The following is a 21,539-nucleotide window of genomic DNA, read 5'->3' on the forward strand; positions in this document are numbered from 1 at the left end:
TAGTCTCCCTGCCTGAAGGTGCGTTCCGCGCCTTCAGGCGGATGCCAACGACGCACGCCACGGCATCCATTCAAACCTCCCCGCTTTTTGGCCCTTGCGCCCCGTTGACCGGGTTCATTCCCGCGCACCCTTCCGGCGCCACACACTACTCAATGCAACTTTCCGAACTCAAGACATTACACGTCAGCAAGCTGCTCGACATGGCGACCGAACTCGTCATCGAAAACGCCAACCGCATGCGCAAGCAGGAGCTGATCTACGCAATTCTCAAGGCCAAGGCCAAGAATGGCGAAACCATCTATGGTGATGGCACACTGGAAGTTTTGCAGGACGGCTACGGTTTCCTGCGCTCGTCCGACACGTCCTACCTGGCCAATCCGGACGATATTTATGTATCGCCGTCGCAAGTCCGCCGCTTCAACCTGCGCACTGGCGACACAGTCGAAGGCGAGATCCGTACGCCCAAAGATGGTGAGCGTTACGTTGCGTTGACCAAGCTGGAATCGATCAACGGTTTCCCGCCGGAAGCCAACAAGACCAAGATCATGTTCGAGAACCTGACGCCGCTGCATCCGACGCGTCACTTCAAGCTCGAACGCGACATCAAGTCCGACGAGAACATCACCAGCCGGGTCATCGACATGATTTCACCGGTCGGTGCCGGCCAGCGCGGACTGATCGTCGCCCCGCCGAAAACCGGCAAGACGGTAATGCTGCAGAACATCGCCCACGCCATCTCGGCCAACCACCCGGAAGCCGTACTGATCGTGTTGCTGATCGACGAGCGCCCGGAAGAAGTCACCGAAATGACGCGCACCGTCAAGGGCGAAGTCGTCGCCTCGACCTTTGACGAACCGGCCTCGCGCCACGTCGCGGTGGCCGAAATGGTCATCGAGAAGGCCAAGCGTCTGGTCGAGCACAAGAAGGATGTGGTCATCCTGCTCGACTCGATCACCCGACTGGCCCGCGCCTACAACACCGTACAGCCGGCCTCCGGCAAGGTACTGACCGGAGGCGTCGACGCGAATGCGCTGCAGAAGCCGAAGCGCTTCTTCGGCGCCGCGCGTAATATCGAGGAAGGCGGCTCGCTGACCATCCTGGCTACCGCGCTGATCGACACCGGCTCGCGCATGGACGAAGTGATCTACGAAGAATTCAAGGGCACCGGCAATTCGGAAATCCACCTCGATCGTCGCATGGCCGAGAAACGGATGTACCCGGCGATCAACGTCAATCGCTCCGGCACCCGCCGCGAAGAGCTGCTGCTCAAACCGGACGTGCTGCAGAAAATGTGGGTACTGCGCAAGCTGTGCTACCCGATGGACGATCTCGAAGCAATGGAATTCCTGCTCGACAAGGTCAAATCGACCAAGGGTAACCAGGAATTCTTCGACGCAATGCGCCGGGGTTAACCGCCAACGAGAAAAATATTGCAGCGCCGTGATTATTCAAGGATAATCATGGGCTTCCCAGATCGGTCACATTCGCCGGTCGCTTGCTTAAAGGACAAAAAATGAAAGCCGATATTCACCCGAATTACAACGAAGTTCAGGTTACCTGCTCATGCGGTAACAACTTCACCACCAAGTCGACCATGAACAAGCAAGCCTTCCACGTTGAAGTCTGTGCTGCCTGCCACCCGTTCTACACCGGCAAGCAAAAGATCGTCGATACCGCTGGTCGCGTTGAGAAATTCAACCAGAAGTTCGGCGCCATGCGCGGCAAGGCTGCCGCCTGATCGGCTTTACCGCTCCAGTAAAGGGCAGCCTGTGGGCTGCCTTTTTCTTTGCTGCATCAGATGCCTGATTTCAGCCGCCTGATCCGTCGCGGCATCCGCCTGCCTCCCGGCGGCTGGATGCTTGCCGGCATGCTCGCCTTCTACGTACTGGCCGGGCTGTTTGGCCGCGACCCCTGGAAGGGTGAAGACGCCATCCATATCGGTACCGCTTGGCAAATGCTGACGAGCGGCGACTGGCTCAGCCCTTCACTGGCTGGCCGACCTTTCCACGAACCGCCTCTGTATTACTGGAGCGCCGCCTTGACCGGCTGGCTCTTCAATTGGTTACTGCCAGCCCACGAAGCCATTCGTCTAGCCAGCGGCATCTGGATCGCCCTGACCCTGACCGGCCTCTATTATGCGGGTCGCGAGCTCTACGGCACCGACAGCGCAGCGGCCAGTCCACTCTTGCTGGCCGGCTGTGCCGGTCTGCTCATCCATGCCCACGATGCGCAACCCATGCTGGTTGCCTTGGCCGCTTACGCCGGCGGGCTTGGGGCATTGGCTACCATTGGACGAAAACCGCGCTTGACCGGTGCCTTTTATGGCATCGCCCTGGCCGCATGCCTGCTCGGTGCAGGTATTGCACCGACACTGCCCTTGCTGGCAATTGCACCGATTGCCTGGTGGCTTTCACCGGATCGCAGCAAGGCACTGCACACGCTGTTCATTGGACTGGGCATCGCTGCCCTGCTAGCCCTGCCCTGGCCACTCCTCCTGTTGATTGAGCAACCTGCGCGCCTGTCCGCCTGGCTGACGATGGAACTGACGCCCTTGAAAACAGCATTTTCAATGCTGGGCTTGGGCCGTTTTTTAGCCATGCTGCCCTGGTTTGCCTTCCCCGCCTTGCCACTGGCGGCCTGGACACTCTGGACGCGACGCAGCCAATGGTGCGCGCCCGCCCAACTACTCCCGCTGTCCTTCCTGTTGCTGACGCTGCTTTTGCTGGCCTGGGCCTACCGACCACGCGAAATTCCCGCTCTGCTGCTACTGCCATCGGTCGCCCTGCTCGCCACCCCCGGCGCCCTGAGTCTGCGACGCGGTGCAGCCAACGCCTTCGACTGGTTTGCGATGAGTGTTTTCAGCCTCTTTGCCGCCTTGGTCTGGCTTGCCTGGTCGGCCATGGTGCTGGGCATCCCGGAACGTCTGGCACAACGGGTGGTGGCGCTACGCCCAGGCTTTATCAGCGAATTTGACCTCACCGGATTGCTCATTGGCTGCGCCGCCACACTTTGGTGGGGCTGGTTGATCGTCACGGCACCACGCTCCCCCTATCGCAGCCTGATGCACTGGACACTCGGGTTCACCACGTTGTGGCTGATGGCTACCGCACTCATCCTGCCATGGTTCGACTACGGCAAGAGTTACCGCCCGATCGCCGAAGCGGTTGCCAAAACGCTGCCGAGCGAAAAACGCTGCCTGGCTGAGCAAGATTTAAGCGATGCGCAACGCGCTTCGCTCGCCTACTTCGTCAACATTTCCCCGCATGCCTACAACAGCCCGGCCGGCAACGACTGCGACTGGCTATTGGTCGTCGGCGATACGAAGAAGGAATTGGCGGCCCCCGGCGCGCAATGGCGTCAGGTCTGGGAAGGCCGCCGCCCCGGCGAACGGCGGGAAAAATTCCGCCTTTATCGCCGTTGACCGCAACAATTTGCCGGCGGGCCACTGCGGGCATTCCACCGGCGCCAACTCACACGGCTGGCTTGATCAGGAAATGTTCGCGGTAATACTTCAGTTCATCAATGGATTCATAGATATCGGACAGCGCCGTGTGCCGCCCTTTCTTCTTGAAGCCCTTGTAAATTTCCGGCTGCCAGCGCTTGCATAACTCCTTCAGCGTGCTGACATCGAGATTACGGTAATGGAAAAACTCTTCCAGCGTGGGCATGTAACGCACCATGAAACGACGATCCTGGCCGATCGAATTACCGCACATCGGCGAATGCCCCTTGCTCGAATACTTGTGCAAGAAAGCCAACGCTTCGGCCTCAATCGTGGCTTCATCCATCGTTGAAGCGCGCACCTTGTCGATCAGACCTGAACGTCCGTGGGTTTTCTGGTTCCAATCATCCATGGCCGCCAAGGTTTCGTCGGACTGATGCACCACCCAAGCTGGCGACTCGGCGACCATTTCGAGATTGGAGTTGGTCACCACGAAAGCAATTTCAATGATGCGGTCGCCTTCCGGATTCAGACCGGTCATTTCCATGTCCAGCCAGACGAGGTTGTTTGCATTGCCTGCCATATAATCGCCCAAAACCTAAAACGCGCATTTTCTCACAGCTTCCCACCTGCAGACTCTCCCGATACCGACCGTGACCCAGAATTTCACCCTGTTATTTCTCGTTGTTTTTACACTGACACTGGCCATCCGCCTGTGGCTCAAGTTGCGCCATATCCGCCACGTTGGCGCCCACCGTCAAGCTGTACCGGCCGAGTTCGCCGAACGTATCAGCCTCGCTTCGCACCAAAAAGCGGCCGATTACACGGTCGACCGCAGTAAAACGGCAATTTTCGCCATCCTGCTCGAAGCCGGCATACTGCTCGCCTTCACGCTCGGCGGTGGCCTGGCTGCCTTGCACGATTTCTGGGCAGCACGGCTAGACGGACTCCCCTACGGCCTGGCGATGATCTTCAGCGTGATGTTCATTTCCGGCCTGATCGACCTGCCGCTATCGCTGTACAGCCAGTTCGTCATCGAAGCCCGGCACGGCTTCAACCGGATGACACCCGCCCTCTTTGTGACCGATCTGGTCAAGCAAACCCTGCTCGGCATCGCCATCGGCGCCCCGATCATTGCCGCCGTGCTCTGGCTGATGGGTGCCATGGGCCCATTCTGGTGGCTTTACGTCTGGCTGTTCTGGAGCGTTTTCAACCTGCTCATCCTGTTCATTTACCCGACCTGGATCGCCCCGCTGTTCAACAAATTCACACCGCTGGCCGAGGGCGAAATGAAAACCCGCATCGAAGCCCTGCTGCTGCGCTGCGGGTTTCGCAGCAGCGGCCTGTTCGTGATGGACGGCTCGAAACGCTCCAGCCACGGCAATGCCTACTTCACCGGCTTCGGCAACAACAAGCGCATCGTCTTCTTCGATACCCTGCTCGAACGCCTGACACCAACGGAAATCGAAGCCGTGCTGGCGCACGAACTGGGACATTTCCGCAAACGCCATATCGTGCAGCGCATCGTGCTGATGTTCGCCGGTTCGCTGGCTTTCCTCTACCTGCTCGGCCAGTTGATCGATGCCCCCTGGTTCTACGCCGGCCTCGGCGTCCCGGCACAAAGCACGGTGCTGGCGTTGATCCTGTTTTTTCTGATCGTGCCGATCTTCCTGTTCCCGCTGGCCCCGCTATCCAGTCGGCTGTCACGCAAGCACGAATTCGAAGCCGATGCTTACGCTGCCGAACACGCCGCCGCCGACGACCTGATCCGGGCACTGGTCAAACTCTACGACGACAATGCCTCAACCCTGACGCCCGACCCCTTACACTCCCTGTTTCACGATTCCCACCCGCCAGCGGCGCAACGTATCGCGCACCTGCAACTTCTGGAGAAATCCACATGAAACCGCTGACCGTACTGTTCGCCGCATTCCTGCTTCCCGCCCTGCCCGCCCTGGCCGCCGACCCGTGGGGTAAGGCTGACGCAAAAGCGGGGCAGGCCAAGCACGCAGAAAAATGCGTCGCCTGCCACGTCAAGATGTATGGCGGCGACGGCAGCAAGATGTACACCCGCGATGGCCGGATGCTGTCAACCAAGCTGGATATCCTGCAACGTACGGCAGCCTGCAATTCGCAGGTGCAAGCCGGCTGGTTCCCGGAGGAAGAGGCCGAAGTCGCCGCCTACCTGAACCAGCACTTTTATAAGTTCAAGGACTGATGCGCGGCCGCGTCGTCGCCGCCCACGGCCGGCAATATGTCGTCGAACTCGAAGCCGGCGAACGCCTGCCGTGTTTCCCCCGCGGCAAGAAAAGTGAAGTCGTTTGTGGCGACTATGTCGAGATCGAAAAAAGCTCCAGCGATCAGGGGGTCATCGAATCCATCCTGCCGCGGCAAAGCCTGCTTTACCGCTCGAACGAATACCGCCAGAAGCTGATTGCCGCCAACGTTGACCTGCTGGTCGTTGTCGTCGCCACCGAACCGGCCTTTTCCGACGATCTGCTGGCGCGTGCGCTGATTGCTGCGGAAAGCGAAGACATCGACGTCCTGATCGTGCTCAACAAATGCGACCTGGCCGATCAACTGGTGGCCGCCCGGCGCCAGGTTGCCGTCCTGGCAACGCTGGGCTATCCCATCCTCGAACTGTCGGCTCTGGCCCACGCCGATGCCTTGCGCCCGCATCTGCAGGGCCGGACCAGCGTACTGGTCGGCCAGTCCGGCATGGGCAAATCGACCCTGGTCAACGCGCTGATCCCGGAAGCCCGCGCCGCCACCCGGGAAATATCCCAGGCGCTCGATTCGGGCAAACACACAACCACGCACGCGACGCTCTATCACCTCGACGCCGACAGCCATCTGATCGACTCGCCCGGCCTGCAGGAATTTGGTCTTGGCCACCTGGACCGTGGGCAAATCGAATACGCCTTCCGCGAATTCCGTCCTTTTCTTGGCAAATGCCGCTTTCGCGACTGCCACCACGACAAGGAACCGGATTGCGCCTTGCGTACTGCGGTCAACACCGGGAAAATCGAAAATTCCCGCTTTGCCTGCTATCGACGCGTACTTGGCCTGGCCAACCTAAGCTAATGCGCGAGATAGTAGCCAGAAGGCGCCTGGCAAGCCATAATCACCGCACCACACTTTGAAACGGCTGGAGAAAAATCATTACGCAGCCCAGCATCCTGATCGTTGATGACGTTCCCGAAAATCTGAGCGTTCTCGGCGAATTGTTGCAACCCATGTATCGCGTCCGCGCCGCCAACTCCGGCCGGCGCGCGCTGCAGATCGCCAATACCTTGCCGCCGCCGGACATCATTCTGCTCGACGTGATGATGCCGGATATGGACGGTTACGGCGTACTTGCCGAATTACGCGCCAATCCACTAACCCGTGACATTCCGGTGATTTTCGTCACCGCGATGGATGGCACCGAAGACGAAGAGCGCGGCCTGGATGGTGGTGCGGTCGACTACATCACAAAACCGATTCGCCCGGCCATCGTGCTAGCCCGGGTACGTACCCAGCTGGAACTGAAAAAGGCGCGCGACATTCTCAGCGACCAGAACGCCTACCTGGAACGCGAAGTCGCCAGTCGCATGGCGGAAAACCAGTTGATCCAGGAAGTCAGCATCCATGCACTGGCCCACTTGGCCGAAACCCGCGACCCGGAAACCGGCAATCACCTGCGCCGCACCCAGGAATACGTCCGTACGCTGGCGCGCAGCCTGCAGGATCATCCACGTTTTTCTGCCTATCTCGACGACCGGACGATCAACGCCCTCGCCCAATCGGCACCACTGCACGATATCGGCAAGGTCGGCATTCCCGATCACATTCTGCTCAAGCCGGGAAAGCTGACGCCGGAAGAGTGGGAAATCATGAAAACCCACGCTGAAATCGGTGCTCAGGCCATTGCCCAGGCTGAAGCCGACTCGGCACGACCGGTCGAATTTCTGCGTATCGCCCAGGAAATCGCCCGCTGCCACCACGAAAAATGGGATGGCAGCGGTTATCCAAACGCTCTGGCTGGCGACGAAATCCCGATTTCCGCTCGCCTGATGGCCTTGGCCGATGTTTTCGACGCCTTGATCTGCGCTCGCGTCTACAAACCGGCCATGCCGATGCAAGAAGCCTACGACATCATTGTTGGTGGCAGTGGCGCCCACTTCGACCCCGATGTCGTTTCGACTTTCATTCGTGAATTCGAAGCGTTCAAACGGATTGCAGCGGCCTACGCCGAATAACCCGATGCAATCCAACATGGCGGCAGGCTGCTAGAAAACCAGCGTGCCGCCAATGGAAAAGCCCCACGTTCTCACCATGAACCCGCGCCTTCCCGCCATACTCGCCGACATCATGACCTGCGATGTACTCAGCGTCGCACCAACGACATCGCTGCAGGAGGTCGCCCGCATCATGAGCGAGGCACGCATCTCCAGCCTGCTGATCGGGTCATCCGAAAAAAGCATCGGCATCATCACCGAAAGCAACATGCTGCGCGCACTGCACTGGCATTTGCCCGGCAGCACGCCGATCAGCGAAGTCATGTCGCAGCCGCTGGTTTCCGCGCCACTCAATCTTGACTTGCTGAATGCCCGCCGACTGATCGAAAAACACAAGATTCGCCATCTTGTCATTGTCAGCCCGCAGGGAAAAACCATCGGCATCGTCAGCGAAACCGACTTCCGTCGCCACCTCGGCGCCTTGGCTTTTCAGCACCTGAGCACGCTGGAAGGTGCAATGGATCGGGAAATGCCACAACTTCCGCCAACGGCCCGGCTTGATGATGCATTGACCAAAATGCTGCAACTGGCCAGTGACTATGTGCTGGTCAGCGAACAAGGAAAACCGCTGGGCATCCTGACCGAACGCGATATTCCGCGACTGCTCAGCCAGCAGCCCAATGCCAGTGAAATGATCTTGGCTCAAGCCATGACGACGCCCTTGCATTACATTGCGCTTGAGCAATCAGTCAGCGATGCCCTGGATGCCATGACCAGCAACCGCGTCCGGCACATGCTGGTTCTGAGCAACAACGGACAAGTCAGTGGCGTCATCAGCCAGCACCGCCTGTTCGAACAACTGGCATTGCATGAGCTTGAAATGACCTTGCACCAATTGTGCGAAGAGCGCAACCAACTCCGTCTGGAGGCCCACCTCAATCTTGCCCTGTCTGCAGCAGGGGCTGGTGCCTGGGAATATCACCCACACGAAGACCGCTTCATCAGCAGCGACAGCCTGCTGAATCTGCTCGGCGATACAACCAACAGCACGCCTCTCGCCATCGGCGAATGGCGCGAGCGCATTCATCCGCAGGATCAGGAACATTACGATCTGGTGATGCAGCATGTCCTGCACGAAAAAATTCCGCAGCACCGGATGGAATACCGTATCCGGCATGCTTTGGGACACTGGCTTTGGGTCGAAGATCGCGGTTGCACTACCGAAAGAGATAGCCAGAACCAGCCATTGATCATTAGTGGCATCCTGACCGACATCTCCCAAAGGCGCACCGACCGTCATCGCATCGAGCGGCAAAATCGCTCCTTGCGCCTGCTTGGTGGCATAGCCCGCAGCGTGGTACGCGAGATAGACGAATCGGCCCTGCTGGATACTGCCTGCCGGCTGGCCACCGAAATCGGTGGCTATCGTTCTGCAGCTTTCGTTGCCGCAAAGACAGTACCAGCACCCAGCCTGGCCGCCGACTACTCGCTGCCCATCGTCAGCGATAGCGAGATTATTGGTCACCTGTTCCTTGGCCTTGAAGCCGGACACCACATCGACGCCGAGGAAGCAGGACTACTCAGCGATCTGGCCGGAGAAATCGGTCTCGGTATTGCCATGCAGCGCTCACGGCAAGCCCTTGCTGTCAGCGAGGCCAGCCAGCGGCAGCTATCGCTGGCCATTGAGCAAAGCCCGCACAGCATCGTCATCACGCGCAAGGATGGCAGCATCGAGTATGTCAATCAGGCCTTTGTCGACATTACGGGCTATACCGCCGAGGAAATCATCGGCCGCAATCCTCGTATCCTGAAACCGACAAACAGTCAGCGCCCCACGCCGCCCGACCTGTGGTCCAGCCTGCTGAATGGCGACATCTGGCGTGGTGAGTTCGCCAATCAGCGCAAGGATGGATCGCTTTACATCGCGCGGGCCATCATTTCTCCGGTTCGGCAAAAAAGTGGCGAAGTCACGCACTACCTCGCCATTGAAGAAGACATTACCCAGATCAAGCGTGACCAGGCCGAACTGGCACGTTATCGCCAGGAACTTGAGCATCTGGTTGAACAGCGCACCCGGCAGTTGCAACAGGCCAAGGACGAGGCCGAAGCAGCCAACCGAGCCAAGAGCAGCTTCCTGGCCAACATGAGCCATGAAATCCGGACGCCGATGAACGCCATTCTTGGCGTCACCCATCTGCTTCAGCGCGATACCGCCGACACCGAGGCCACCGAACGTCTGGGCCGCATTGCCGATGCCGCCAACCAGTTGATGCAACTGCTCAACGACATTCTCGACCTGTCTCGCCTGGAAGCCGGCAACCTGGCCCTGAGCAACGCCGACTTCCACCTGGCTGATGCACTGCAGGAAACCCGTCAGCAAGTTCTCGATAAGGCGCACAGCAAAGGACTCGACATCGGCATCGAGATCGAACCGAAAATCCCGGCCCGCCTGCGCGGCGACGCACCGCACATTCGGCAGATCCTGTTGCAGTTACTGAGCAACGCCATCAAGTTTACCGAACAGGGGTGCATCCGACTGACCGTTCAGGAGCAAGCCCGTGAGGGCAAACGGCTGACCCTGCGGTTTTGTGTCAACGACACGGGCATCGGTATCACACCGGAAGTCCAAAAGCGCTTGTTCACGCCCTTTGCCCAGGCCGACAGCTCAACCACGCGGCGTCATGGCGGGGCCGGTTTGGGACTGGCGATCAGCCGTCGCCTGGTCGAACTGATGGAAGGACGGATCGAAGTCAGCAGCACCTATGGCAGCGGTAGCCAATTCTGCTTCACCATCAACTTGCTTGCGGTCGACGCTGCTGTGGAAGAAAAACGCCCGCCAGCGCCGCTCATCCGGCCAACCGACGGCGCGTCCATGCCTGCGCTATCCGGCATCGATGAAGCAGCCCAGATCGATGCCCTTGGCCGAATTGAAGGCCTTGACTGCAAGGCGGGACTGCATGCTGTACGCGGCAAACTGGCCACCTATCAACGCCTGCTGGCAAGTTTCAGTACCAATCATCTGGCTGACTTTCGCCACATGCGCGAATTACTGGCCCAGGGAGACGCAGAAGAAGTACGTCGACTCGCCCATTCGATCAAAGGAGCAGCCGGCACACTAGGGGCAATGGCAGTTTTTCAGTCAGCCGCCGAACTGGATCAGTCCATCCGCCAGCAAACGCCAATAGACCAGCTACCGGCACTGATCGAACAATGCGAAATGCATTACAACCAGCTGCACCATGCGATTCTGGCATTGCAGCAACCGACGCTTAAGCCACTGGATCAGGAAAATGCCGGCATGACGTCAGAACGTCTGCGCCAGCAGCTCGGTACCTTGGCCCGGCAACTCAAGGAGTGCGATTTTGCCGTGCAAAGTCGCTTGCAAGCTGACACGGCTGTGCTGCAACAGCTACTGGGTAGCGAGTTCGCCAGTTTCGACCGGAAAATTGCCGATTTCGACTTTGAAGCAGCGGCCGAACAACTCGATGCCGCCCTGGCCCGCCTGCCCTGATTGTGCCGCCAAGCCGGCGATAAACTACTGCAGCAACCAGTCGGCGGCACTGCGACCGGCCCGGTAACCGCTGGACAAACAGGCAGTAAGCAAATAACCGCCGGTCGGTGCCTCCCAGTCCAGCATCTCGCCAGCGCAAAACAAGCCGGGCCGCTCACGCACCATCAAGCATTGATCCAGCGCCGCAAAGCAAACCCCGCCAGCCGTACTGATCGCCTCGTCGAGCGGCCGGGTTGCCGTCACCGGGACTGGCAACGCCTTCAGTGCCGCAGCCAGACGATCTGTTGCGGTCAACACCTCGGGCGGACACAATTCGCGCAACAAGCCGGCCTTGACGCCATCGATCCCGACCCGGCGGCGCAAGTGATTAGCCAGCGAATCACGCCCCTGCGGCCGAGCCAGATCGGTGCGCAAACGTTCCAGACTGCGCCCCGGCACCAGATCGAGCCACAGCTCGGCCGGTTTTCCGGCACTCAGCGCATCGCGCAACGGGGCCGACATGGCATAGATCAGGCCACCTTCGATGCCGGTTTCGGTAATGTTGAATTCGCCCTGCTGATGCAGTTGACCGCAAGAGGCCAACACCGGCTTGACCGGGCTACCGGCAAAGCGCTCACGAAAATGTGCGGTCCACGCGACATCGAAGCCACAATTGGCGGGCTGCAAGGGGGCCACCGGGATTCCTTCTGCTGCCAGCAGTGGCACCCAGCGACCATCGGAACCCAGCTTGGCCCAACTGCCGCCGCCCAGTGCCAGCACGGTAGCATCGGCTGCCACGGCGATCTCGCCCGCTGGCGTCGCAAACCGCAATTGGCCATCGCCACTCCAACCCAGCCAACGATGCCGGACATGAAAGCGCACCCCCAGTCCGCGCAAGCGGTGCAACCAGGCGCGCAACAGCGGCGCGGCTTTCATCTCCGTCGGAAAAACCCGGCCCGAAGTACCGACAAAAGTCGCTATCCCCAGGCCATGAATCCATTCACGCAGCGCAGCGGGCCCAAAGTCATCCAGCAAAGGTCCGACCTGGGCGGCACGCTCGCCATAACGGGCAATGAAATCAGGCAATGGTTCGGCATGCGTGATATTCATGCCGCCTTTGCCGGCCATCAGAAACTTTCGGCCAACCGACGGCATGGCATCAAAAACGACGATATCCAGTCCATCCCCCCCAGGGCCAGCCGTTGGTTCTATGGTCCCAGGACCAGTCTGTGCTTTTATGGCCGCGGCACAGGAAGTTGCCAGTTGTTCGGCCGCCATCAAGCCGGCCGGACCAGCGCCGATAATGACGACGGTACGCATCAGGCTTCCGCTTTGTCGACCACCGGGACAGCCAGCAGGCCGGCCGGCATTTCTTCTTCGTCGAGCGGCACCACGGTCACCGCAACCTCGGGTTCGGCACCGCCGCCGCCGAGAATGATGCCGCGCAAGGGCGAAATATCGGTGAAATCCCGACCGATAGCCAGCGTGATGTGCTCGGTATCCGGCAGCAGATTGTTGGTCGGATCGAAATCGACCCAATTGTCGGTGCTACCCGGCGCATACACGGAAACCCAGGCATGCGAGGCGTCGGCCCCGATCAGGCGCGGTTTGCCCGGCGGCGGGCGGGTCAGCAGGTAACCGCTGACATAGCGCGCAGACAAGCCCAGCGCGCGCAGGCAGGCGATCATCAGGTGGGCAAAATCCTGGCAAACACCCCGCTTGTTCTCCAGCACTTCGAGCACCGGCGTCGACACGGTCGTCGCTTCCGGATCGAACTCGAACTCGTCGAAAATCTTGCTCATCAATTTTTTTGCCCCGACCAGCACCGGCGTACCGGGGGGAAAACAATCGGCGGCATAATCGGCCAGTTCGTGTTTGACCCGGACGTGCGGGCTCTCGAACAGGAAGCGCACGGCATCAAGATCTTCTGCCTCGGGTGCCGATGAATCGTAGGCCAGGCGTTCACGCACCGCTTCCCAGGGCATCGACTCTGCCAGCATCGCCGCATCCGGCAAATGCGGCAAGACGGCGATATTCATCGTCGAACGAATGCACAGATGATCATGCGGCGCGTGGAAGGAAATCCAGGTCACCGGATTGCCGAAGGCATCCTGACCATCGCGCCGCCAGGTCGGTGCCGGCTCGATATCGATGCGTTGCTCGACAATCTGCTGCCAGGGCAAGAAACGGGGTGACAGATGCAGTTGCTGCTGCGACAACGAAATCGTGCTGCCGTAGTCGTAACGCGTTTCGTGCAGTACGTGGTAACGAACGGGTTCCATGTTCACAAAGCCATCGTTTGCCGGCTGACATCGCCGACGTGCGTGAAATAACGCATGCCCAGTGCATCCGACAAACAGCCGGCGGCAGCATCCAGTTGATCAAGCAGAAGAGCCAGCTCTTCACAGGGCAAACAGCTGACACACTGATTGAATTGCATATTTTCAAACGGCTCCAGACTGAAATTACGCAAACGTTCGATTGCCTTGCTCAGACCAGGATCATCATCAGCCCCCAGTTCCCGCGTCATGCGTTCGAGATAGCGGCCAAGCACGCTGGCCTGGAACATCACGCCATGCGGATTGCTTTCGTCGAACACCAGCAGATCGAGTACCGGCAGCAATTCGGGAAAACGGGAATAACGCGAGCGATAGGTGATGATCGAGTCGGCCAGTTCGAGCAACCATTCCAGGCACCCCGGTCCCCGAGTGGATTCCATGCGCAGGAAGCTGGCAATGCTGCGAGCAAAGAAAGACAAGCGCTCCAGGCGACGACCGATGATCAGGAAACGCCAGCCGTCATCGCGCGTCATGTTGTCCATGGCAAAACCGTTGAGCGAGGACGAGACCAGCAGCACACGGTCGAGGAAGGCAATCGCTTCAGTCAGCGTCGGATGCGTCTTCTGTGCCGCCTGCTGTTCGCGCTGCAAGCGATTCAGCGAATGCCAGTGATCCAGCGACAAACGCTCGCGCACATGCGAGGCCGACCACATCAGACTGCGGATATTGGCGGCCAGACTGCCCGGTTGCGCTGGATCGTAGATCGCTTCCAGCAAGACATGTTCGCCACCTTCACTCGGTGGGCTATCTTCTTCCGGGGTCGGCAAGACTTTCAGACGCTCGGCCAGTTCCAGCACCGATGCCACCGCCGGCGTCTTTTCGCCACCGACGTCGACCAGACGGGCCAAGGCCACGCGCAACAGCCGCGCGCTATTGTCGAAACGTTCGGAATAACGCCCCAGCCAGAAAAGATTCTCGACGACCCGGGACGACAGATTGGCCCCGGAACGGACCAGATCGCGGACGCCTATCGAAGGCTTGAGCAGGGTAAATTCGCTGACCGGCCCATCGGTCAGCACCCAGGTATCTTTCGATGCCCCGCCCCGTTGCATCGAGATGATCCGTGCGCCAGCCCCTTGGGCAACGCGGGCCAAACCACCAGGCATGACCGAATAGCCCCCGTCGGCATTGACCACCGCGTAGGCCCGCAGGCCGACCGGCCGGGCGATCAGGCGCCGTTCATGCGCCCGGCTCCAGGTCGGCGCCTGGGCCAGATTGACCATTTCCTGCGCCACGTAGGCATGCGGTCTGGCCTCGATCCGGCGCAGCATTTCTTCCCGCGCCTCGCCTTCGAGTTCATGACCGAATACCGGCTCCATGCGCTGCGTCGGATAGGCCGGCTTGATCACCAGATCGTCAAAGTTCTCCTTGACGTAGTCGAGCGCCGGCTTTTCACCGCACCACCAGGTGCCGACCGACGGCATCGCCAGTTTTTCCCCCAGCAGATGGCGGCAGATCGCGGGCAGGAAGCCCATCAAGGCGCTGGACGCCAGCATGCCGCTGCCCAGTGCATTGGCAATGACCACCCGGCCGGCCCGCGCCACGTTGAGCAATCCGGGAATACCGAGCGCCGAATCGCCGCGCAGTTCCAGCGGATCGCAATAATCGTCGTCCTGCCGGCGCAGGATGACATGCACGCGCTTCAAGCCACGCAGGGTTTTCAGATAGACGCTATCGCCGCGTACCGTCAGATCCTGACCTTCAACCAGCGGAAAGCCCAGGTAGCGCGACAGGTAGGCGTGCTCAAAATAGGTTTCGTTGTACGGCCCCGGGGTCAGCAGCACGATATGCGGCTGCTCGTCGCCCTCAACCGGCGCCAGCGCCGTCAGGCCGTCCTGGTGATCGCGGAAGAAGTCGGCCAGATGCTGGACATGCAAGTCGCGGAACATCTCCGGAAAAACACGCGAGACGACCAGGCGGTTCTCCAGCGCATAACCGGCACCAGACGGCGCCTGGGTACGGTCGGCGATGACCCACCAGCGACCGTTCGGTGCGCGCGCCAGATCGACGGCGTAATGGTGCAACCAGATACCGCCCGGTGGCTTGATGCCCTGCGAGGGCCAGAGATAACCATGCTGCCCGTAAACCAGCGCCGGCGGCAGCAGGCCCTCGGCCAGCAAGGTCTTTTCGCCATACAGATCGGCCAGGATGGCATTCAACAGGGTCGCCCGCTGGGCAACCGCCGCCGACACCTGCGCCCACTCGTCGGGTGGAATGATCAGCGGCAGTGGGTCGAGTGCCCACGGTCGGTCGGCACCATTGGGATCGGCATAGACGTTGTAGGTGACACCATTTTCCTGGATTCGCCGGTCGGCGAAATCCAGGCGCCTGCGCATTTCTTCAGGCGATACGGAATCGAGATGATCGAAAAAACGCTGCCAGTGCGGACGCACTGCACCGTCCGCTTTCAACATTTCGTCGTAGCGGCGGGCGCTGTGGGGATAAATTGCCAGGAGGGTGCGTGCCATTCGGCCTCGTCTATAACGCAAACAGGCCTTTTCGGCCTGTTGCTGCGGTCAACCGACCGCAGGGTGCGTTTTTCTTGGTTTAGTTACGGCGCAAGTCTAGCGTAAACGGGTGCTCGGCGCTGATCTGCGGCGCCTTGACCTGCATCTTGCCCGGCGTGTGGCCGAAGCGGAAGAAGCGGGCCAGACGACGGCTTTCAGCCTCGAAGGCATTGACCGGGAAGGTGTCGAAACTGCGCCCGCCCGGATGCGCGACGTGGTACTGGCAACCGCCCAGCGAACGCTGCATCCAGGTATCGACGATGTCGAACACCAGCGGCGCATGGACGCCGATGGTCGGATGCAGGCACGACGCCGGTTGCCAGGCCCGGTAACGGACGCCGGCAACAAACTCGCCGTTTTTGCCGGTATTGGTCAGCGGCACCGGTTCGCCGTTGCAGGTCAGGATGTAGCGATCCGGCGCCATGCCGGTGACCTTGACCTGGACGCGCTCGACCGACGAATCGACATAGCGCACGGCGCCGCCGGCCGAGCCTTCCTCGCCCATGACGTGCCAGGGTTCGAGCGCGTGCCGCAGTTCGAACTCGATGCCCTTGACGGCGAAATCGCCGTATTTCGGGAAGCGGAATTCGAAATGCGGGGCAAACCATTCGTGCTTGAACGGATAGCCGGCGGCGGTCATTTCTTCCATGACGTCGCGGAAATCCTGCTCGACGAAATGCGGCAGCATGAACCGGTCGTGCAGCTCGGTGCCCCAGCGGGCCAGGCGTTGCGGGCTGTACGGTTCGTTCCAGAAACGGGCGATCAGTGCCCGCAGCAGCAGTTGCTGGGCCAGCGACATGCGCGCGTGCGGCGGCATTTCGAAGGCGCGCAGTTCGAGCAGGCCAAGGCGACCGGTCGGACCGTCCGGCGAATACAACTTGTCGATGCAGAACTCGGAACGGTGCGTGTTGCCGGTGACGTCGGTGAGCAGGTTGCGCAGGATGCGGTCGATCAGCCACGGCGGCACCGAATTTGCAACACCAGGGCCGGCCGGCGGAATCTGGCTGAAGGCAATTTCCAGTTCGTACAGCGAATCGTTGCGCGCCTCGTCGATGCGCGGCGCCTGGCTGGTTGGCCCGATGAACAGGCCGGAGAACAGGTAGGACAGGCTGGGATGATTCTGCCAGTAGGCGACCAGGCTCTTCAACAGGTCCGGCCGGCGCAGGAAGGGCGAATCGTTCGGCGTCGCGCCGCCAAGGACGAAGTGGTTGCCACCACCGGTGCCGGTATGGCGCCCGTCGACCATGAATTTTTCCGTGGTCAGGCGGGTGACGTGGGCCGCATCGTAGAGATGCGTGGTCTGCTCGACCAGTTGGTCCCAGCTCTTGGCCGGATGGATGTTGACTTCGATGACGCCCGGATCGGGGGTGACGCGGAAATGCGTCAGGCGCGGGTCGGACGGCGGCTCGTAGCCTTCCATGATCACCGGCAGGGCCATCTCTTCTGCGGTCGACTCGACGGCAGCGACGATTTCCAGGTAATCGTCGAGTTTTTCGGTCGGCGGCATGAAGATGTACAGCTTGCCGTCACGCGGCTCGGCGCACATCGCCAGGCGGGTGATCCAGCCGGCGGATTCCTTGAAACCGGGGCGGGTGTCGGTCGGCTTTTCCCAGGCCCGACCCTTGCCGTCCCCAGCGATGCCGACGGCAGCGCTGCGCCGGTCCTGCATCTGCGGCCCACGGGCGCCGGTCTGGCCGCTGACGCGGGCGCGCAGTGCGGCGTAGCTGGCCAACGGGTCGGTCGCCGTCTCGGCGTCCGGGACATTGACGTAGGGATAGTCGCTCTGCGCCGTCCACGGTTGCGAGTCGATCGGCAGGCGGTAGCCCATCGCCGAATCGCCGGGGAACAGGTAGCAGCGCTCGGCGCGCAGGAACCACGGCCCGGTCTGCCATTCGCCGTAAACGTTCTTCATGATCGGCAGCGTGTGGCCGACGGTGTAGGTCATGCCTTGCGTGAACACCTTCATCAGGCGCTCGCGCTCAAGCGCATCGTCGACGCGCGAATCGAAAGGATCGACGTTGCCGGGCAGGCGGCGCTCGCGCCACATGTAGTAGAAAACGTCTTCGAAAGCCGGGAAAACGTAGTCGGCAGTCACGCCCAGGCGTTCGGCGACACGCTTGAGGAAGTGCCCGGCCTGATCGGCGGTGACACCGTAATCCTTGCGCTCGTCGGCATACAGCGCCGGGTTGTTCCAGATCGGCTCGCCGTCCTTGCGCCAGAAACAGTTCAGCGACCAGCGCGGCAACTGCTCGCCGGGGTACCACTTGCCCTGACCGAAGTGCATCAGGCCGTTCGGCGCATACTTGTCGCGCAGGCGGTGGAACAGTTCGGCGGCGAAGAAGCGCTTGGTCGGCCCCATCGCGGCGGTGTTCCATTCGGCGCCATCGGGGTCGTCGACCGCAACAAAAGTCGGCTCACCGCCCTGGGTCAGACGTACGTCCATGCGCATCAGCGCTTCGTCGATCTGGTGGCCGAGTCCCTCGATCTCCACCCACTGCTCATCGGTATACGGCTTGGTCACGCGCGGCGCTTCCCAGATGCGGGTGACGCCCATCGAATGCGTGAACTCGGTTTCACATTCGTCGATGGCACCGCTGACCGGCGCGGCAGACGATGGCTCCGGCGTGCAGGCGAGCGGAATGTGGCCTTCGCCGGCGAACAGGCCGGAGGTCGGATCGAGACCGATCCAGCCGGCACCGGGCAGATAGACTTCGGTCCACGCATGCAGGTCGGTGAAATCCTTTTCCGGGCCGGACGGGCCGTCGAGCGACTTCACATCGGCGGTCAACTGGATCAGGTAGCCGGAAACGAAACGTGCGGCCAGGCCCAGGTGGCGCAGCACCTGCACCAGCAGCCAGGCCGAATCGCGGCAGGAACCGGAGCGCTTGGTCAGTGTTTCTTCCGGCGTCTGCACGCCCGGCTCCATCCGGATGGTGTAGCTGATGTCCTGCTGCAATCGGGCATTGATCGCCACGAGAAAATCGACACTGCGCAACGGCTCACGCGAAATGCCGTCGATGTATTTCTGGAAGGCCGGCGTGGCCGGCAGCTTGCTCAGGAAAGGCAGCAGATCCTGGCGTTCGCCTTCTTCGTAGGCAAAGGGAATTTTTTCGGCATGCGGCTCAAGGAAGAAATCGAAGGGATTGATCACCGACATTTCGGCGACCAGATCAACCTCTACCCTGAATTCGCGGGTTTTTTCCGGAAACACCAGGCGCGCCAGATAATTGCCCTGTGGGTCCTGCTGCCAGTTGATGAAGTGTTTTTCCGGACCGATTTTCAGGGAATAGGAAAGGATGCGCGTCCGGGAATGTGGACACGGACGCAAGCGAATGACCTGTGGCCCAAGATTGATCAGGCGATCATAGTGATAGTGCGTGACGTGATTCAGTGCGACATGGATAGACACAGGTTTGCTCCAGACAAAATGACTAAGGGCTTAAAAGCAAGACACGAACCAGCTTGCAAGTCATTGTTTTTTAAAAACATGGACTTTTCCCATGCACCCGGCAAAGGCTCGACACCCAAAGCAACGCACCACACTGGTGCAACAAGCAGCCCAAGCCGAGCGGCCACCAAGGCAAGATCAGACGACGCACAGCACAAAATGTATCGAAATCATTTTGTTGCGGTGCACAATTCTATTGGCAACTGCGTTATACTCACCCCCGAACACATTGACCACCTAATTCTGGAGACAAACATGTCCATCAATACCGAACAATTCGCCGCTGCCAACAAAGCTACCGTTGATTCCCTGCTGTCGGTTGCCAACACCGCCCTGGCTTCGGCCGAGCGCATCGCTGCCCTGAACCTGAACACCGCCCGCGCCACGCTGGAAGACACCGTTTCCGGCGTCAAGACCGTGATGAGCGCCAAGGACCCGCAAGCTGCCCTGGCCGCCCAGACCGCGCTGACCCAGCCGGCTGTCGAGAAGGCTGTTGCCTACTCGCGTTCGATGTACGAAATCACTGCCCAGACCCAGCAAGAACTGGCCAAGATGGTTGAAGCCCAGTTCGGCGACTTCCAGAAATCCGTTGCCGGCATGCTGGAAAAGGCTGCCAAGTCTGCCCCGGCTGGTTCGGAAAGCGCCGTTGCCGCAATCCAGAACGCCATTGCTGCAGCAAACTCCGCTTTCGGCAACATGAACAGTGTCGCCAAGCAATTTGCCGAAGCCGCACAAAAGAACATCGCTGCTGCTACCAAGCAAGGCAAGTAAGTCTCTCGGGCCTCCCGAAACAAAAAAGGCCCCGCGAGATTCGCGGGGCCTTTTCCATGTCGGACAATGAAACTACCATCTCAAGGGATATGCCCATGTCGGACAAAGACCTGGAAGCCTACGCAGACAGCATGCTCAATGCTGCGCTTGGCGGCCTGACGCCACATCAAGCCCTGCTCAAGGCATCACTCGCCGATTCTGCCAATGTCGATGAACGCGCCGCTGCCATCGCCAAGAACCGCGAACGCGCACTGAAGTTACTCGCTGCCATCGAAAAATCGCAGGACTAAGCAACACGAAATAATTGCGGTCGACGGCAAAAATCCAGCATTTTTCACCGTCGACCGCAGTATTTCCCTGGCCACAGGATAGCCAGAACAAACCTCGACTTTGCACTAAAGCGTTAATCCAATTGCTTGGTGCCCCCCGCACGCACCATAATGGGCAAATACCACAGAATGCATAGGGGTTTTGCGTGTCGAACATCTCTTTCCTGGCTCATCGTGCCCGCCTGATTCTGTGCTCATGTCTGCTCATCGCACTGCATGCAACAGCCGCAGAAACCGCCCCGCTCAAGCTCGGCATCATGCCGTTCAACAGTACGCTGGCGCTGATTCGTACCCATCAGCCACTGGCAGCACATCTTGAACAGGCATTGGGACGCAAGATCCAGCTACTGACGTCGGCCGACTATTTCACCCATATCAATCAATTGCTGGCCGGCGATTTCGATCTGGCAATCACCGGACCGCACTTCGCCATAATGGCCGCCGAAAAAGGCTATCGCCCCCTGTTCCGCTATGCGGCAGACCTGCGTCCCAGTTTTGTCGTCCCCACCGACTCGCCAATCAAAGTGATCGGCGATCTGCGCGGTAAGCGGCTGGGCATGCCGCACAGGCTTGCCGTCATTTCAAGCAGCAGCATCAAATGGCTGGACGACCAAGGACTGCGCCTCGGTCTGGATTACCAGAGCATTGAATACGCCTCGCACGGCGCCGCCATTGCCGCTGCGGTCGCTGGCGAGGTCGACATCACACTCTCGGCGGCAAGCGCCTGGCAACAGGCACCGGAGAGTACCCGGGTAAAAACCCGCTTGCTCGCTACCGATATCCGGCTGCCGCACGTCATGACCTTGGCCCATAGCCGCCTGCCCAAAGCAGAAATCGAACGAGTGCGGCAAGCACTGCTCAGCTTTGGCAATACGACGAGCGGTCAAACCTTTTTCCGTGAGACCGGCTATCAGGGTTATGCGGAGGTAACTCCCGCCGACCTGGAAAAACTCCGTCCCTTCATCAATCTGACCGTCAAGATGATGAGGTAGC

The 21,539-nt window shown here is 60.1% G+C and carries 16 protein-coding genes; 11 read left to right on the forward strand and 5 right to left on the reverse strand.

Annotation, left to right across the window (positions count from 1 at the left end; genetic code table 11):
- Nucleotides 1–152 precede the first annotated feature (152 nt).
- The 3 genes from rho (at nucleotide 153) to RCI20_RS08030 (ending at nucleotide 3,421) form a co-directional block, all read left to right on the forward strand.
- Nucleotides 153–1,412, forward strand: a complete 1,260-nt coding sequence (gene rho, locus RCI20_RS08020) for a transcription termination factor Rho (RefSeq protein ID WP_306604218.1) — start codon at nucleotides 153–155, stop codon at nucleotides 1,410–1,412.
- 101 nt (nucleotides 1,413–1,513) lie between these two features.
- Nucleotides 1,514–1,738, forward strand: a complete 225-nt coding sequence (gene rpmE, locus RCI20_RS08025) for a 50S ribosomal protein L31 (protein ID WP_306604220.1) — start codon at nucleotides 1,514–1,516, stop codon at nucleotides 1,736–1,738.
- Between the two features lie 60 nt (nucleotides 1,739–1,798).
- The gene (locus RCI20_RS08030; RefSeq protein WP_306604222.1) at nucleotides 1,799–3,421 is read left to right on the forward strand and encodes a glycosyltransferase family 39 protein; all 1,623 of its coding nucleotides are present in this window, start codon (nucleotides 1,799–1,801) and stop codon (nucleotides 3,419–3,421) included.
- A 49-nt stretch (nucleotides 3,422–3,470) separates the two neighbouring features.
- Here the strand turns inward: RCI20_RS08030 and orn are convergent, their stop codons facing one another.
- A complete protein-coding gene (gene orn / locus RCI20_RS08035; RefSeq protein WP_306604223.1) occupies nucleotides 3,471–4,025 on the reverse strand; it encodes an oligoribonuclease in 555 nt (184 codons plus the stop codon).
- Between the two features lie 70 nt (nucleotides 4,026–4,095).
- Here orn and RCI20_RS08040 point away from each other — a divergent pair, with 70 nt between their 5' ends.
- The 5 genes from RCI20_RS08040 to RCI20_RS08060 all read left to right on the forward strand — a co-directional run bounded on the left by RCI20_RS08040 (nucleotide 4,096) and on the right by RCI20_RS08060 (nucleotide 11,173).
- Entirely contained in the window at nucleotides 4,096–5,346 is a 1,251-nt protein-coding gene (locus RCI20_RS08040) for a M48 family metallopeptidase (protein ID WP_306604224.1), read from the forward strand.
- Entirely contained in the window at nucleotides 5,343–5,660 is a 318-nt protein-coding gene (locus RCI20_RS08045) for a cytochrome c (protein WP_306604225.1), read from the forward strand. The genes RCI20_RS08040 and RCI20_RS08045 overlap by 4 nt, the downstream gene beginning before the upstream one ends.
- Nucleotides 5,660–6,526: a ribosome small subunit-dependent GTPase A gene (gene rsgA, locus RCI20_RS08050; protein WP_306604226.1), complete on the forward strand. Its 867-nt coding sequence runs from the start codon at nucleotides 5,660–5,662 to the stop codon at nucleotides 6,524–6,526. The genes RCI20_RS08045 and rsgA overlap by 1 nt, the downstream gene beginning before the upstream one ends.
- Nucleotides 6,527–6,603: 77 nt before the next feature.
- Nucleotides 6,604–7,683 (forward strand): two-component system response regulator, encoded by a 1,080-nt coding sequence (locus tag RCI20_RS08055; protein ID WP_306604459.1) that lies wholly within the window; start codon nucleotides 6,604–6,606, stop codon nucleotides 7,681–7,683.
- 76 nt (nucleotides 7,684–7,759) lie between these two features.
- A complete protein-coding gene (locus tag RCI20_RS08060) occupies nucleotides 7,760–11,173 on the forward strand; it encodes a CBS domain-containing protein (protein WP_306604227.1) in 3,414 nt (1,137 codons plus the stop codon).
- 24 nt (nucleotides 11,174–11,197) lie between these two features.
- Here RCI20_RS08060 and RCI20_RS08065 read toward each other — a convergent pair whose 3' ends face one another.
- The 4 genes from RCI20_RS08065 to RCI20_RS08080 form a co-directional block, all read right to left on the reverse strand.
- Entirely contained in the window at nucleotides 11,198–12,472 is a 1,275-nt protein-coding gene (locus tag RCI20_RS08065; protein ID WP_306604229.1) for a TIGR03862 family flavoprotein, read from the reverse strand.
- Nucleotides 12,472–13,434, reverse strand: coding sequence for a transglutaminase family protein (locus RCI20_RS08070; RefSeq protein ID WP_306604230.1), 963 nt, complete (start codon nucleotides 13,432–13,434; stop codon nucleotides 12,472–12,474). The genes RCI20_RS08065 and RCI20_RS08070 overlap by 1 nt, the downstream gene beginning before the upstream one ends.
- A 2-nt stretch (nucleotides 13,435–13,436) precedes the next feature.
- Entirely contained in the window at nucleotides 13,437–15,959 is a 2,523-nt protein-coding gene (locus tag RCI20_RS08075) for a circularly permuted type 2 ATP-grasp protein (RefSeq protein ID WP_306604231.1), read from the reverse strand.
- Nucleotides 15,960–16,038: 79 nt separating this feature from the next.
- Complete coding sequence (locus RCI20_RS08080; RefSeq protein WP_306604232.1) at nucleotides 16,039–19,407, reverse strand: DUF2126 domain-containing protein; 3,369 nt, start codon at nucleotides 19,405–19,407, stop codon at nucleotides 16,039–16,041.
- Nucleotides 19,408–19,701: 294 nt separating this feature from the next.
- Here RCI20_RS08080 and RCI20_RS08085 point away from each other — a divergent pair, with 294 nt between their 5' ends.
- From RCI20_RS08085 to RCI20_RS08095, 3 genes are all read left to right on the forward strand, one after another.
- Nucleotides 19,702–20,217, forward strand: coding sequence for a phasin family protein (locus RCI20_RS08085; RefSeq protein ID WP_306604233.1), 516 nt, complete (start codon nucleotides 19,702–19,704; stop codon nucleotides 20,215–20,217).
- A 95-nt stretch (nucleotides 20,218–20,312) separates the two neighbouring features.
- Nucleotides 20,313–20,507, forward strand: a complete 195-nt coding sequence (locus tag RCI20_RS08090; RefSeq protein WP_306604235.1) for a hypothetical protein — start codon at nucleotides 20,313–20,315, stop codon at nucleotides 20,505–20,507.
- 185 nt (nucleotides 20,508–20,692) lie between these two features.
- Complete coding sequence (locus RCI20_RS08095; protein ID WP_306604238.1) at nucleotides 20,693–21,538, forward strand: phosphate/phosphite/phosphonate ABC transporter substrate-binding protein; 846 nt, start codon at nucleotides 20,693–20,695, stop codon at nucleotides 21,536–21,538.
- Nucleotide 21,539: the final 1 nt, after the last annotated feature.

This window comes from Azonexus sp. (assembly GCF_030824335.1).
Classification (GTDB): Bacteria; Pseudomonadota; Gammaproteobacteria; order Burkholderiales; family Rhodocyclaceae; genus Azonexus.